Annotated in this window: 15 protein-coding genes; 3 read left to right on the plus strand and 12 right to left on the minus strand. The window is 68.6% G+C overall.

Annotated elements, in window-relative coordinates:
* The first annotated feature begins 28 nt into the window (after positions 1–28).
* Complete coding sequence (locus M8859_RS32445; RefSeq protein WP_249645401.1) at positions 29–442, plus strand: nuclear transport factor 2 family protein; 414 nt, start codon at positions 29–31, stop codon at positions 440–442.
* A gap of 53 nt (positions 443–495) precedes the next feature.
* Here M8859_RS32445 and M8859_RS32450 read toward each other — a convergent pair whose 3' ends face one another.
* From M8859_RS32450 to M8859_RS32485, 8 genes are all read right to left on the minus strand, one after another.
* A complete protein-coding gene (locus M8859_RS32450) occupies positions 496–2,085 on the minus strand; it encodes an ATP-binding cassette domain-containing protein (protein ID WP_195072353.1) in 1,590 nt (529 codons plus the stop codon).
* Positions 2,086–2,251: 166 nt separating this feature from the next.
* A complete protein-coding gene (locus M8859_RS32455; protein WP_195072352.1) occupies positions 2,252–2,857 on the minus strand; it encodes a DUF4291 domain-containing protein in 606 nt (201 codons plus the stop codon).
* A gap of 104 nt (positions 2,858–2,961) precedes the next feature.
* A complete protein-coding gene (locus M8859_RS32460) occupies positions 2,962–3,534 on the minus strand; it encodes an adenine phosphoribosyltransferase (RefSeq protein ID WP_159919384.1) in 573 nt (190 codons plus the stop codon).
* Positions 3,535–3,571: 37 nt separating this feature from the next.
* Complete coding sequence (locus M8859_RS32465; protein WP_249645402.1) at positions 3,572–5,293, minus strand: ABC transporter substrate-binding protein; 1,722 nt, start codon at positions 5,291–5,293, stop codon at positions 3,572–3,574.
* Positions 5,294–5,311: 18 nt separating this feature from the next.
* On the minus strand, positions 5,312–6,547 hold the full coding sequence (gene secF, locus M8859_RS32470; RefSeq protein WP_195072351.1) for a protein translocase subunit SecF: 1,236 nt from the start codon (positions 6,545–6,547) through the stop codon (positions 5,312–5,314).
* Between the two features lie 7 nt (positions 6,548–6,554).
* The gene (gene secD / locus M8859_RS32475; RefSeq protein ID WP_159919390.1) at positions 6,555–8,228 is read right to left on the minus strand and encodes a protein translocase subunit SecD; all 1,674 of its coding nucleotides are present in this window, start codon (positions 8,226–8,228) and stop codon (positions 6,555–6,557) included.
* A gap of 120 nt (positions 8,229–8,348) precedes the next feature.
* Positions 8,349–8,708: a preprotein translocase subunit YajC gene (gene yajC, locus M8859_RS32480; RefSeq protein WP_159919392.1), complete on the minus strand. Its 360-nt coding sequence runs from the start codon at positions 8,706–8,708 to the stop codon at positions 8,349–8,351.
* 185 nt (positions 8,709–8,893) lie between these two features.
* Positions 8,894–10,384: a flavin-containing monooxygenase gene (locus M8859_RS32485; protein ID WP_159919394.1), complete on the minus strand. Its 1,491-nt coding sequence runs from the start codon at positions 10,382–10,384 to the stop codon at positions 8,894–8,896.
* Positions 10,385–10,462: 78 nt separating this feature from the next.
* Here M8859_RS32485 and M8859_RS32490 point away from each other — a divergent pair, with 78 nt between their 5' ends.
* Together M8859_RS32490 and M8859_RS32495 are read left to right on the plus strand one after the other, a co-directional pair.
* Entirely contained in the window at positions 10,463–11,086 is a 624-nt protein-coding gene (locus M8859_RS32490; protein ID WP_195072350.1) for a TetR/AcrR family transcriptional regulator, read from the plus strand.
* A gap of 151 nt (positions 11,087–11,237) precedes the next feature.
* Positions 11,238–11,801, plus strand: a complete 564-nt coding sequence (locus M8859_RS32495; protein ID WP_159919398.1) for a DivIVA domain-containing protein — start codon at positions 11,238–11,240, stop codon at positions 11,799–11,801.
* Between the two features lie 36 nt (positions 11,802–11,837).
* Here M8859_RS32495 and ruvB read toward each other — a convergent pair whose 3' ends face one another.
* From ruvB to M8859_RS32520, 4 genes are all read right to left on the minus strand, one after another.
* Complete coding sequence (gene ruvB / locus M8859_RS32505) at positions 11,838–12,920, minus strand: Holliday junction branch migration DNA helicase RuvB (RefSeq protein WP_195072349.1); 1,083 nt, start codon at positions 12,918–12,920, stop codon at positions 11,838–11,840.
* A 6-nt stretch (positions 12,921–12,926) separates the two neighbouring features.
* Entirely contained in the window at positions 12,927–13,529 is a 603-nt protein-coding gene (ruvA, locus tag M8859_RS32510; RefSeq protein ID WP_195072348.1) for a Holliday junction branch migration protein RuvA, read from the minus strand.
* A complete protein-coding gene (ruvC, locus tag M8859_RS32515; RefSeq protein WP_159920223.1) occupies positions 13,526–14,095 on the minus strand; it encodes a crossover junction endodeoxyribonuclease RuvC in 570 nt (189 codons plus the stop codon). Before ruvC ends, ruvA begins: the two co-directional genes overlap by 4 nt.
* 81 nt (positions 14,096–14,176) lie before the next feature.
* Positions 14,177–14,620 carry an acyl-CoA thioesterase gene (locus M8859_RS32520; RefSeq protein WP_195072347.1) on the minus strand — a complete coding sequence of 148 codons (444 nt, stop codon included), beginning with the start codon at positions 14,618–14,620 and terminating at the stop codon, positions 14,177–14,179.
* Positions 14,621–14,756 lie beyond the last annotated feature (136 nt).

The following is a 14,756-nucleotide window of genomic DNA, read 5'->3' on the forward strand; positions in this document are numbered from 1 at the left end:
CGATCGACGAGAAAAGGGGTGAGCGGACATGTCCGATGCGATCGCCGAGTTCCGCAGGGCGACCGAGACCGGTGACATCGATGCGCTGACGCAGGTCTTGGCGCCTGACGCGGAACTGATCTCGCCGTTGTCGGGCCGGCTGGTGTTCCGCGGCCGAGACGATCTGCGGGTGCTGCTCTCGGCGGCCTACGGCAGCCTCACCGGCTTGCGCTGGACCGAAGAGATCGGCGCGGGCACGCGGCGCGTCCTGCTTGCCAGCGCCACGATCGGGCCGTTCCGGCTGACCGAGGCGCTGGTGCTCGGCCTCGACGAGCACGGGCGCATCCGCACGTTGCAGCCGCACTTACGACCCTGGCTCACGCTCACCTACCTCGCGGTGCGGTTGGCACCCGGCCTGTTCCGGCACCCCGGCGTCCTGCGGCGCGCCGCCCAGGCCGCGTAGCCACCGCGTACCGGCCACCGCGTACCGGCCACCGTGGCCGGATCGACGGCGAGTCAGGTCACCAGCGTCTCCGACAGCCCCTCCGCGGTCAGCTCGAGGCGCCGGGTCACCCCGATCTCGTCGAGGAAACGCGGATCGTGACTGACCACGATCAGCGCGCCCTCGAAGCCGGCCAGCGCCTGGGTGAGGTGCTCCAGACTGGGCAGGTCGAGGTTGTTGGTCGGCTCATCCAGCAGCAGCAGCCGCGGCGCCGGATCGGCCAGCAGCAGCATGGCCAGCGCCGCACGCAACCGTTCACCGCCGGACAGCGCCGCTGCTGCGACGTCGGCGTCCGCGCCCCGGAACAGGAAGCGGGCCAACTGCGCCCGGATCCGCTCCGCCGACGCGTGCGGCGCCGTCGAGGCGACGTTCTCGAACACCGATCGCCGCTCGTCGAACACGTCCAGGCGCTGCGGCAGCATCCGCCACGGCACCTTCGGCCCTTCCTGTGCGACGCGTCGCAACAGCGTCGTCTTTCCGACGCCGTTGCGGCCGGTCAACGCGATCCGCTCGGGCCCGCAGATCCGCAACGTCACCGTCGGCCCGCACGCCAGCTCGACCTGGTCCAGCTCGATCACGTCCTGGCCGGGATACAGCCGCGTGTCGGGCAGCTCCACCCGGATCTCCCGATCGTCGCGCAACAGCTCCTTGGCCTGCTCGAGCTGTTCCTTGGCGGTGTCGAGCTTTTCGATGTGGTTGTTGCGCAGCTTGCCGGCCGACACCTGCGCCTGCCGTTTGCGTTCGGCCATGATGATTTTCGGCTCCCGCTTCTGGTCCCACATCTTCTGCCCGTACCGCTGTCTGCGATCCAGCTTGACGCGCGCCTCGACGAGTTCGCGTGCCTGCTTGCGGACGTCGCTGCGCGCATCCCGGATCGCCGCGCGGGCCGCTTCCTGCTCTGCGGCGACGATCCGCTCGTACTCGCTGAAATTCCCGCCGAACAACCGGAGTTCGCCGTGGCGCAGCTCCGCGATGGACGTCATCCGCTCCAGCAGCTCACGATCGTGACTGACCGTGAGCACTGTGCCGGAGAACTGACCGACCACCTCGTAGAGCCGCCCGCGAGCCACCTGATCCAGGTTGTTCGTCGGTTCGTCCAGCAAGAGCACGTCGGGCTCGGCGAGCAGCTCGGCGACCAGTCCGAGCAGCACCGTCTCGCCGCCGGAGAGGGTGTCGAGTGTGCGATCGAGCTGTCGCACCGAGTCCGCGACGTAGTGCAGGCCGAGCCGGGCCAACAACGCCAACGCCCGCTCCTCGACGTCCCAGTTGTTTCCGACGAGGTCGAAGTCGGCGTCATCACCCTGGCCGGACTCGATGCGGTGCAGCGCTTTTCGGACTTCCGCGATGCCGAGTACCGCGTCGACGCGCTGGCCCGCGCCCAGACCGAGATCCTGGCGCAGATACCCGAGCTGCCCGCTGACCGTGATGGATCCACGAATCGGTCTCAGCTCCCCCGCGATCAATCGCAGCAACGTGGACTTGCCCGCACCGTTTCCACCGACCAAGCCGATGTGACCAGGGCCGAGGACGGCATCCAGCCCCTCGAAAACCGGGGTGCCGTCCGGCCAGCCGAAAGTGAGATCGGAAAAAGACAGATTGGTCATGCCAGCTCCCAGAGGTTGCAACGAAACACGGCGCGCGAATGCAGGCCGTACGAGTGGCTACCTCAGATGAGCAACGGCAGAACTCCGATCAACGGGGATAAGACTCATCCAGGTTAAACACAACTCGGCCGGATGCGCCAGTGCGATCCGGATCACACTTCTGCGGTCAGGACGACGCGCCGACGACGGCCGCCGCGGCCGCAGGCAGCGGATAGGGCCGCTCGTCCGGAAGCCAACGAGCCGCCGCCTCCAGCTTTCCGGCGGCTACCATCTGCCGCAGCTGCCGCACCTCCGGCGTGACATCACGGATACCGGTGATCCAGCGGTCGACGCAGTGCCCCACGGCGATGCCGCCCAAGCCCACTTGCAAGGAGCGGTACGACAGTGGCCGATGCCCGAGATCGCGTTCCGGGTCCCATTGGATGCGCACCGGACTCGCTTCGAGCCGCTCGGCCCATGCCTTTCGGTTCGAATGGAGTTTCGGCTCGTAGTGGCTCAGGCAGGAATGCGCCAGCGCCCATTCGAACCCGGCTCGGGTGATGGTGACGGCCAAGACGCGCTCTTGGCCGGGCTTGCTCGCCCACCCGCAGCGATACATCATCCACAGGAACGAGGGCTTGACCCACGTCATCCGCTCCCGGCGGAACGGGGCGACGAAAGTGCCTGCGGCAAGGGCTGGTTCGACGATCTCCGGCGCGTACGCCTGGTAGACGACGATGGTGTGCTCGTCGTAGACCGCCCGGATCCGGCGCAGCGGCTCGTCGGTTCGCATGCCGCGATCCCGGCAGCCGACGCCGGTTGCGGGCAACGAAGTTTCCGCGCGGCCACCGATGGCCGCGGTCGCGGGAGATCCCGCGCACCCGGTCTTGCTCTGGCTCAGATGTGGACGATCGAGGTCAGCGGGTAGTCGCCCTGCCGTTCGCGCCCGCCGAGGAAGCCCAGTTCCAGCACGACCGCGGCGGCGGCCACCTCGGCGCCGGCCTGCTTGAAGAGTTCGGCGGCCGCGGCCAGCGTGCCACCGGTGGCGAGCACGTCGTCCAGCAGCAGGATCCGCCGCCCCGCCAGCTCGATGCCGTCCGCGGGAATCTCCAACGCGGCGGTGCCGTATTCCAGGCTGTACTCCCGGCTGATCACCGGCGGCGGCAGCTTGCCCGCTTTGCGGATCGCGAGCACACCGGTGCCGAGGGTCGCGGCGACACCGGCCCCGAGCAGGAAGCCGCGAGCGTCGACCCCCGCCACCAGGTCGGCGTCGGGCGCGCACGCGGCCAGGCAGTCGATCACCGCGCGGAAGCCCTCGGCGTCGGCGAACACCGGGGTGAGATCGGCGAAACGCACACCCGGTGTGGGGAAGTCGTCGTGCCAGCGGGTCAAACGGTCGACCACTCGTGCGGCATTGGTGGTCCGTTCGGCGGCTATGTCCTCGGACTCGATTGCCGCATGCTTGCTCATCGACACCTCTCCATGATCACATCACCCACACCGTCTGTCACCGCTCGAGCACCCACCGGTCCATGTTCCAGCCGGATCCGGCCTGGGTGGGGGCGGCGATCCCGTTGCGCAGCCCCTTGCCGAAGGCGATCGTGCGCGGGGTGGCGAACAACGGAATGCTCGGCAGCTCCGCCCACAGCAGGTTTTCGGCCTCGGTGAGCAGATTCAGCTGGGCGGCCGAGCTGTCGTCGGCCCCGAGCTGCTCGGTGATCGCATCGTAACGGCCGTTGCCGAACCGCCCGAAATTGAGCCCGCTACCGGTGCGCAACGCACTGGTCGCGGCCACTCCCGCAATCGAGCCCGCCGGACCGGAAGACGACGCGGTGCTGCCCAGGACGGCGTCGACCTTGCCCTCGGTGAGCCGGGTGGGAGTGAAATCGGACGAGCCGGCGTCCACCACGGTGATACCCGCCGATTTACAGGCTTCGGCGATCATGGAGACGGTCTGCGCGCGGCGATCGTCCGGCCCCAGGTAGCCGATCCGGACGGTCGGGTTCGGCGCACCGGAGGCCGCGACCGCCCTGGTCGAGTTCGCCACGTCGCCGCCGGAGTACTTGTTCGACGCGCTGATCACCGCCGGGTAGAGCAGGGAATCCTGCTGCACGATGTGGGCGTTGAGCGGGCCGGAGCCGAGCCCGGTCTTCGGTGCGTCGGGCACCTTGCCGAGCTTGTCGAACAGTGTCTGCCGCGGCAGGCACAGCGCGAAAGCACGGCGCGCCTCCACCGAGGCGAACACTCCACCGGTCGTGAGTACCAACTGCTCGGCGCCCCGTCCGGGCAGCGTCTGCACCGAGAAGCCGCTCAGATTCAGGTCTTTCACCGAATTCGCGCCCACGTCCAGCACGCCGACGGCGTTCTCGCCGACCTTCTGCCGCACATCGAACGTCTTCGGCCACACCACGATTCGCCCGGTCGCCGGTTTGTTGCCCCACCAGCGCTCGTTGGCGACCAGCACCAAACCGTCCTCCTTGCCGAAGGATTCGATGCGGTACGGCCCCGACGAGGGGAAGCGCGACAGGTCCAAGCGGCCGTCGGCCGGGATGGTCCATCCGGTGTTCCAGAACTCCGCGATCCGGCCGAGGGCGTTCGGGTCGCCGGTCTGCAACGCCGAAACGACGTTGGGCACGTTCGCCACCCGGGCCGCGACGTGCGCGGGCATCAGCTCACCGGCCGCGAACAGGTTGCGCCACGGCAGGTACCGGCGCCCGGGCCGGAACACCACCGTGGCATCCCGCGAGCCGGGCTGGCAATCGACCCGCTCGATGGCGTCGTAGCCGCTGGTGCCCGCGGCGTCGAAGAGCGGAACCGGTCCCCGGTCCCCAGGTTTGGTGTACCGCCCGCTGCGGGCGGCCCAGGCCAGCACCAAGTCGTCGCACGAGGTCGGGACCCCGTCGGAGTACACGCCGTCGGGGTTGAGGCGGTACTGGATGGTCTGCGACTCGCCCGGCACCTCCTTGGCGGTCCCGAAGTCGGTGTCGGCGACTTGCTGGCCGTCGGGACCGGTGTAGAAGAATCCGGTGAGCACCCGCGAGAACACCGCGACGGAGCCGGAACCGGCCCCTAGCGTGCTGCCGCCGTTATAGGTGGCGATGGTGGCATCGGTCGCGTAACCGATGGAGGGCACCTGGTTCTTGCTCGAGCAGCCGACCATCAGCCCGGCGGCCAGCGTGCCCGCAACGAGCGCTCCGATCAGTCGTACCGCCCTGCGTGGCTGTCGCATGAAACCCCCTGCCTGGTGTCAGTTCCGCCTCTTGTGTCGTTTCCCGCTCGGGCGCGCGCCGGGGCGCGGCGCCTGCGCGGCCTCGCGCTGTCGGCGCGGAGTCTCGTCGAAGTCCCGGCCCGCTGCCCCGCGCGCCCGGCGCTCGGCGGCGATACCCGCACGGGCGCCGGCCGCACCGGCCCGCTTCGCCAGAACCTTCTTGGTGTGGGTCGCCACTGGGCCCCAGCGCTCCTTGATCGACACCAGCAGTGGCGTCGCGAAGAAGATCGAGGAGTACGTGCCGACCAGCAGGCCGACCAGCTGCACCAAGGCTAGGTCCTTGAGTGTGCCGACGCCCAGCATCCACACCGCGATCACCATCAAGCCGACGATCGGCAGGATGCCGATCAAGGCGGTGTTGATCGAACGCATGAGTGTCTGGTTCACCGCGAGGTTGGCCTGCTCACCGTAGGTGCGCCGGGTCAAGTGCAGGATCCCGTGGGTGTTCTCCTCGACCTTGTCGAACACGACGACCGAGTCGTAGAGCGAGAAGCCGAGGATGGTCAGGATGCCGATCACCGTCGCCGGGGTGACCTCGAACCCCACGAGCGAGTACACGCCCGCGGTGACGCTGACGTCGAAGGCCATCGCCGCCAGGGCCGCCAGGGCCATGTGCGTCTCGAAGCGGACCGCGATGTAGACCGCGACGAGCACGAGGAACACCGCGAGCGCGATGAGCGCTTTGCGGGTGATCTGGCTGCCCCAGGTCTCGCTGACGTCGGAGGTGCTGATCGCGGCCAGGCTCGGGGTGCCGTTCTTGTCCTTCGGCTGGAATTCGGCGAACAGCGCGTTGTTCACCGCCTCCACCTGCTTCTGGTCCAGCGCCTCGGAGCGGATCAGCATGGTGGCCGAGGCCCCGGTGCCGACGGTCTGCACCGAGACCGGGTCGGTGCCGATCGCGCCGCGGTAGACGTCCTCCACCGCGCTGGTGGTCGCGTTCCCCGCGGGGAACTGGATGCGCGAACCGCCCTCGAAATCGATGCCGAAATTGAAGCCCCGGAACAGGATGCTGGCCAGCGAGACGAGCACGATCACGGCGGTGATCAGATACCACATCCGGCGCTTGCCGATGACGTCGATCGCGCCGGTGCCGGTGTAGAGGCGGGTGAAGAAGCCGTGCTCGGGTGGCCGCGGCTCGGTGAGCGCCGGGAACACGTCGGTGGTCTCGGTGGCGCTCGACTTGTCGAGCGAGGGAGTGGTGTGGCTGTTGGTCATCGCGTCCTCACGCCTTCCCGACGGCGGCCTGGGCCGCCTTCCGCTCGCGGGCGATCTGCTGGATCGCGCCGAGGCCGTTCACCGACGGTTTGGACCAGAACGCCGTCCGCGAAGCGAGCAACACCAGCGGCGAGGTGACCAGGAACACCACCACGACGTCGAGGATCGTGGTGAGACCGAGGGTGAACGCGAAGCCCTTCACCTGGCCGACGGCCAGGATGTACAGCACGGCCGCCGCGATGAAACTGACGGCGTTGCCGGACAGGATGGTCCGGCGGGCGCGCTGCCAGCCGCGTGGGGCCGCGGAACGGAAGCTGCGGCCCTCGCGCATCTCGTCCTTGATTCGTTCGAAGAACACCACGAACGAGTCGGCGGTCATACCGATACCGATGATCAGACCGGCGATGCCGGCTAGGTCGAGGGTGAAGCCGATCCAGCGCCCGAGCAGCACCATGATGCCGTAGACGGCCAAGCCGGAGGCGACCAGGGACAAGCCGGTGACGAAGCCCAGCATCCGGTAGTACACCAGGCAGTAGAGCAACACCACGGCCAGACCGACCGCACCCGCGATCAGACCGGCCTTCAGCGACGACAGGCCGAGCGTCGCGGAGACCGTCTCGGCTTCGGAGGTCTGGAACGACAGCGGCAGCGAGCCGTACTTCAGCGTGTTCGCCAGCTCCTTCGCCGACGTCGCGGTGAAGTTGCCCGAGATCTGGGTGCGGCCGCCCTGTTGCGGGCCCTGCTGCACGACCGGGGCGCTGACCACCTTCGAGTCGAGCACGAAGGCGACCCGCTTGTAGACGTACTCGCCGGTGAGCGAGGCCCATGCGTCACTGCCGCCGGACTTGAAGTCCAGGTAGACCTCGTGCCTGGCCTGCTGCTGGTTCAGGCCCGAGGTGGCGTCCTTGATCTCCTGGCCGTCGATGCGGCTCTTGTCCAGCAGGAAGACCTCGGTGCCGTCGGTCGAGCAGGTGACCAGCGGAAGCGCCGGATCGTCGTTGCCGATGAGCGGATCGGCCTTCGCGCAGTCCAGGGTGGCCAGCGCGGTCTGCTGCACGGCCGGATCGGCGCTCTGCCGCAGCGCCTTGGCGGCCTGGATCTCCCTGGTGGCCTCTTCGGTGGGCGTCAGGGCGGGATCGGCCGGCGGCTGGGTCGGCTGCTGGGCGGGGAACACACGCTGCTGCGGAGCGGGCGTGGGCTGCGTCGTCTCCGGCGTGTCCGGCGTCGCGGTCGTCTCCGGCTGCGCGGCGGGGGCGGGTTGCGTGCCCGGTGCGGTCTGCGGGGTGGCGCCGCGTCCTGTCGCGGGAACGGCCTGCAGCACGGGGCGGATGTAGAGCTTGGCGGTCGTCGCCAGCGCGCGCGCCTGCTGCCCGTCGTCGCCGGGCACGGTGATCACGATGTTGTCGCCGTCAATGACGACCTCGGAGCCACCGACGCCGAGACCGTTGACGCGGTTCTCGATGATGTCCTGCGCCTTCTTCAGGCTGTCCTGGCTCGGCTTGCTGCCGTCGGGCGTGCGTGCGGACAGCGTGACCCGGGTGCCACCCTGCAGATCGATACCGAGCTTGGGTGTCGGGGACTTGTCACCGGTGAAGAACACCAGCGCATAGACCACAGCCAGCAGCGCGGCATAGACGCCGAGCAGCCGGAGCGGGTGCGCCGATCCTTGGGAAGGTGGCACAGTACGTCATCTCCTAGGCGGGAAGTCGAGGATGGAACAAGCGGGCATGCACCAGCGACGCCGGGTGCGCGGACGGACGGCCGCGGCGACAATCCGGCGAGCCGGGGCACAACCGGACGATCAGTCCTTGGTCAGGCGGGTCTCGGTCTGCTCGGTGGATTCCTCGACGGCCTCGGGCGTGTCCGAGCCGGTGGCGTCCGCGCCGGTCTCCTCGGTGCTCGCCGTGTCGTCGGCGCGCACCTCACGGATGGCCTGGCGCAACCACGTGGTGACCACGTCCTCGGCGATCTCGAGGTCGACCGTGGTGTCGTCGAGTTCGACCACGGTGCCGTACAGACCCGACGTGGTGATGACCTGATCGCCGATCTTCAGGTTGTCCTGCATGCTGGCGACCTTCTCGGCCTCCCGCTTCTGACGGCGGACACCGAGGAACATCGGCACGAGCAGGGCTACCAGTAGCAGCGGAAACAGCAGTTCCATCGTCGAAGTCAGTCCCTAGTGTTGTGGGTGGATGGACAAGTACCCACACAGTCTGCCAGTTCGCCGCGCGCGTGCCACACCGGCACACCTGCTGGGCAGCTACAACGTTCCTTCACACAGCGACTCGCCCGCCGGAACATACTCCGGCGGGCGAGATCGTGTGTGCGGCGCGGCCCGGCCCCGGCTCAGGCCGTCTTGCCGTAGACGTAATCCTCCAGCGGAAAGCCGACCGCTTCGCGGTGGGCGTTGAGGGTGCTGGTGGGCCGCAACAGGGCGGCCTCGCCGTGCGGGTTGAAGTAGTAACTGCGCGCCGTGGCGCAGTCACCGCCGTAGAAGACCGAGGAACCGAGCTTGGCGGTGACCCGGTCCAGGAACGCCGCGTTGGCCTGCTCGGTGACCTCGAAGGTGGTCTCGCCCCGGCGGCGCATCTCGCCGAACAATCTGCCCATGTGCTTCATCTGCGCTTCGATGGTGGTGAAGTAGGACAAGCCACTGTAGGAGTAGGGACTGTTGAGGCTGAGGAAGTTGGGGAACTTCGGCACCGTGATGCCCTCGTAGGCCTGGAAGCGGTTGTCCCGCCAGAACTTTCCGAGATTCACCCCGTCACGGCCGATGATCTCGATGGCCGGGAAGTTCACGTCCCACAGGTTGAAACCGGTGGCCAGGATCAGCGTGTCGATCTCGGTCTTGTGCCCGTCGGCGGTGACGATGCCGTCGGGCTCGATGTGGTCGATCGAATTCGTCTCCAGCCGTACGTGCGGCTGGTTGAACGTGGTGAAGTAGCGGTTGGAGAAAGTCGGCCGCTTGCATCCGAAGTCGTAGTGCGGTGTCAGCTGCTCGCGCGTCTGCTTGTCCCGCACGGACGCCCGCAGGTGCGCTTTGGCCAGCGCGGCCGCGCCCTTGTTCATCAGCCTGGCCTGCTTGAAGTGCAGTACACCGACCACCATCAACGCCTCGAGCAGGCTGGTGTTGACCAGTCGCGCGGCCTTCTGCGTGGCGGGGACCCGTTCGAACAGCTTCCGCACCGCGGCGGGGATCGCGGTGTCGATCTTGGGGACCACCCAGATCGGGGTCCGCTGGAACACCGTGAGCGCCTCGGCCTTATCGGCCACCTCGGGCACCAGCTGCACGGCTGTGGCGCCGGTGCCGATGATCGCGGCCCTGCGGCCGGTGAGGTCGAAGTCGTCCTCCCAGGCGGTGGTGTGGATGATCTTGCCCGCGAACGAGTCGATGCCGGGGAACGGCGGGGTGTAGGGCTGGGACAGGAAGCCGGTCGCGGTCAGCAGATAGCGACCGGTGACGGTGTCGCCGCCCGCCAGCGAGACCACCCAGTGCTGCTGCTCTTCGTCCCAGCGCGCGCCGTCGACGGTGGTGCCGAAGCGCATCCGCCTGCGCAGGCCGTACTTGTCGGCGACGTGCTCGGCGTACTTCTTCAGCTCCGCGCCCGGCGCGAACAACCGAGACCAGTGCGGGTAAGGCTCGAACGAGTACGAGTAGGTGACCGAGGCGATGTCGACCGCCAGACCCGGGTAGTGATTGACGTGCCAGGTGCCACCGAGATCGTCCTCGCGTTCGAGGATGACGTAATTGCTCAGACCCAGCCGATCGAGCTGAATGCCCGCTCCCATGCCTCCGAACCCCGCACCGACCACGACCGCGTCGTATTGAGGCGCCACACCGAACCTCCTGCTAGCTGAACCGCATATCACAGAATGACACATCATTCCGTTGCTGACGACTGTATCATCGGCTAGGTGACGAAGCCATCCACGCGTGCCGAGCGACGCAAAGCCGAACTGCGCCAGGAGATCATCGACACCGCGTTCGTCTGTTTCGCGGAGAAGGGCTATCACGCCACCGGCATCGCCGACATCGCGGGGCAGCTGGGCATCGGACACGGCACCTTCTACCGCTACTTCAGCAACAAGCGCGACATCATCGATCACGTCATCGACGATCTGGCCGCGCGCATCATCGCCGCGCTGGGCACCGAGAACGCCCCGGACGCCGCCGCCGATCTCGACGAATACCGCGCCCAGATCGACCGAATCGGCGTGGCTCTCACCGAGATCCTGCTGGCCGATCGCCGGGTGGCCCAGCTGTTGCTGTTCCACGCCACCGGCATCGATGACGAACTCACCCAGCGGCTCTACGGCCTGCTCGACACCGCCGACGCGCTGACCGCGGGCTATCTCGACCACGGTGTCGAGCAGGGCTACCTGCGCGCCGACCTGGACACCGTGAACACCGCGCGTGCGGTGACCGGCATGCTGATCGGGGGCGTCGTGTACTCGTTGCGGGAGCCGGACGAGGCCGCGATCGCCGGGCTGAACCAGGCGATCCGACGCCTGCTCGTGGACGGTGTCCGCAAGGACTGAGCAACTCGGCAATCCCCCTGACACGACCACCGGCGCTAGGGTGAGGCGCACTGATCCGACGCTTTCGCCAGGGGGACGGCCCTTGTTCGCTAGAGGCCAGGGAATCGCGAGATTTTCCTTCGGAGCGGCCCGACGCACCGAGCCTGACAGAATGTGGCCCGTGACCCCCGAGGACGTGCGCCGCACCCGTTTCGCGACCCCGACGCCCGGGCATCGCGCCTACCACGCGGACGAGGTAGACGCCTTCCTCGAGCTGGTCGCCGCGACCTTGGCAGGGGAGGGCGAACTCGCCGCCGACGATCTGCGGCGTGTCGGTTTCGGCCCGCCTCGGCTCGGCCGGCGCGGCTACCGCGCCGACCAGGTGGACGAGTATCTCGATCAGCTGCGCGTCGAGCTGGAGTTCCGCCAACGCGGCGTCCGGCCGGTGCCGGGCGCGAACGGCGACGGCCACAGCCTGCTCACCGCCGATGACGTGCGGCGCATGCGATTCACCCATGCCCCGGTCGGCCGACGCGGATACGACGAGGAAGAGGTCGCCGCGTTCCTCGACCTGGTCACCGCTACCCTCGCGCACGGCGGACCGGGCAGCCTCACCATCGACGACGTCCAAGCGGTCCGATTCACCGAGGCTCGCCTCGGCACGCGCGGCTATCAACGCGACGAGGTCGATGCCTTCCTCGACTTGGTCGCCGCCGCGCTGCGCCGCCGCCGTTGACCCGCCACCGCGGGTCGGTTCACGCGAACGCGCGGTTCACTCGAACAGGTCCAGGGTGGGGTGCGGCTCGCGACCGCGCACTTCGATGGAGCCGAAGACCAGGTCCGGTGGCGGGACGAGGCCGAGGTGCTCCCAGGCGGCGGCGGTGGCGACCCGGCCGCGGGGTGTGCGCGCGACCATGCCCGCACGCACCAAGAACGGTTCACAGACCTCTTCGACGGTCGCCGCCTCCTCGCCGACCGCTACGGCCAGGGTGGACACCCCGACCGGGCCACCGCCGAAACTGCGGACGAGCGCGCCTAATACCGCGCGGTCGAGGCGGTCGAGGCCGAGCACGTCCACGTCGTAGACCTCGAGCGCGGCCTGCGCGATCGGACGGGTGATCCGGCCGTCGGCACGGACCTCCGCGTAGTCGCGGACGCGACGCAGCAAGCGGTTGGCGATGCGGGGCGTGCCGCGCGAGCGGCCCGCGATCTCCGCCGCCGCCTCCTCCTCGATGACGACGCCGAGGATGTGCGCCGACCGTTGCAGGATGCGCAACAGCTCACCGGGCTCGTAGAAATCCATGTGCCCGGTGAAACCGAAACGATCGCGCAGCGGCCCGGTCAACGCTCCGGACCTGGTGGTGGCGCCGACCAGGGTGAACGGGGCGATATCCAGAGGAATGGAGGTCGCGCCCGGCCCCTTGCCGACGACCACGTCCACCCGGAAGTCCTCCATCGCCAGATACAGCATCTCCTCGGCGGGCCGGGCCATCCGGTGGATCTCGTCGATGAACAGCACGTCGCCCTCGACCAGATTGCTGAGCATGGCGGCGAGGTCGCCCGCCCGCTCCAGCGCGGGACCGGAGGTGATCCGCAGGGCGGTGCCGAGTTCCCCGGCGATGATCATCGCCATGCTGGTCTTGCCCAGCCCCGGGGGGCCGGACAGCAGGACGTGATCCGGTGTGCCGCCGCGCTGTTTGGCCCCACGCAACACCAGCGCGAGCTGTTCGCGCACTCGGGGCTGACCGATGAAGTCGTCCAGTGACTTCGGCCGCAGACTCGCCTCGATCTCACCGTCGGAATTCAGATAGTCCGGGCTGACCGGGGATTCGGTGGGTTCCTCTGGGTGGTCCATGACGCCTTACCGATTCTTGCCGAGCATGCCGAGCGCGGCCCGCAGGGCGGTGGAGGTGTCGGCGGCGGGCTGGTCGACCAGCACCGCATCGATCGCTTGTTCGGCCTGCTTGGCGGAGAATCCGAGCCCGACGAGCGCTTCGGCGACCTGATCGCGCACCGGCGTGCCCGCCGCCGGCGCCGATCCGGGCGGACCGGAGGGCACCGGAACGAGATTCACCTTGTCCCGCAGTTCCACCACCATGCGCTCGGCGCCGCGCTTACCGACGCCCGGCACTCTGGTCAGCGCGGCCACGTTGCTTTCGGCCAGCGCCTTGCGCAGCGCCTCGGGCTCGAGTACCGCCAGCACCGCCATGGCGAGACGAGGTCCGACACCGGAGACGGTTTGCAGCAGACCGAACAGGTCGCGGGCCTCGGTGTCGGCGAAACCGTAGAGCGTCATCGAGTCCTCGCGGACGATCATCGCGGTGTAGAGCCTGGTCTCCTCGCCGCGGGTGAGCCCGGCCAGCGTGGACGGCGTGGCGTTGAGCCGGTAGCCGACGCCGGCCGCCTCGATCACCGCATGGTCGAGGGCGATCTCCAGCACCTCACCGCGTACCGACGCGATCACCCGTGCACCGCCTTCCGTTGTTCGGCCAGTCGTTCGATGTATCGGCGCTGCGCCGCGGCCGCCGCGGCCTCCGCCGTCGCCATCCGCTCCAGCAGCGGGGCCCGCCAACAATGGCAGATCGCCAGAGCGAGCGCATCCGCCGCGTCCGCCGGTTTCGGCGCGGCAGGCAGACCGAGGATGCGGGTCACCATGGCGGTGACCTGCTTCTTGTCCGCGCTGCCGTTGCCCGTGACCGCGGCCTTGACCTCGCTGGGTGTGTGGAACGCGACCGGAATTCCCCGGCGCGCGGCGGCCAGCGCGATCACTCCGCCCGCCTGCGCGGTGCCCATGGCGGTACGGACATTGTGCTGGGCGAAGACGCGTTCGATGGCGACGGCCCCTGGCTTGTGGGTGTCCATCCACCGTTCGGCGGCGTCTGCGACCGCGAGCAGGCGGTGGGCCAGATCCATATCCCCGGGTGTGCGGACCACGTCGACGTCCACGGCGGTGACCTTCCGCCCCGATCCGCCCTCGACGATGCTGAGGCCGCATCGGGTGAGTCCGGGGTCGACGCCCATCACCCGCACGACAACCCCTCTCACAGACGCGAACAACTGTTCGAGAGTCTAGCGAAGGCTTGGCCTTTCGCCGTCCAGCGACACGGCAGGCTATCCGCCCGCTTCCGGGGCCTCCCCCGGCAGCCCGAGCAGCTCGGGACGGCTCGCGCGAATCGCCCACTGCCGCGCGGGATCGGCGACCAGGCGCCGCGCGGCCAGGTCGAGCAAGCCACCGATGTTGGTCACCGTCGCGGCGACCACCCCGTCGGCACGGGTCAGGACGTGCTCGACTCGATAGGTCTTACCCGCACCCCGCTGCCAGGCGCACGACACGTCCACCGAGTCGCCGCCGCGCAGTTCCCGCTGGAAGCGCAGCACGGTCTCCAGATTGACCGGGCCCAGACCGGAAGCGATCAGTTCGTCGACCGAGACACCCGCCGCCTGGACGCACGCGAAACGCGCGTGGTCGGCGAATTGGTGGTAGGCCGCGCCGGTGACGTGCAACTGCGGATCCAGATCGGACACGCGGACTTCGATTCGAGTACTGAACGACACGAGCCGACTGTGCCAGGAGGCACCGACACTGATGATGGAAAAGATCTTGATCGTCGTGTCTCTGGCACCGACTGTCGCCCTGCTGGGTTGACCATCACTTGGTCTGACCGGCGGTCAGGGTCCCGCGCGCCGGCCG

Source organism: Nocardia sputi (genome assembly GCF_023501985.1).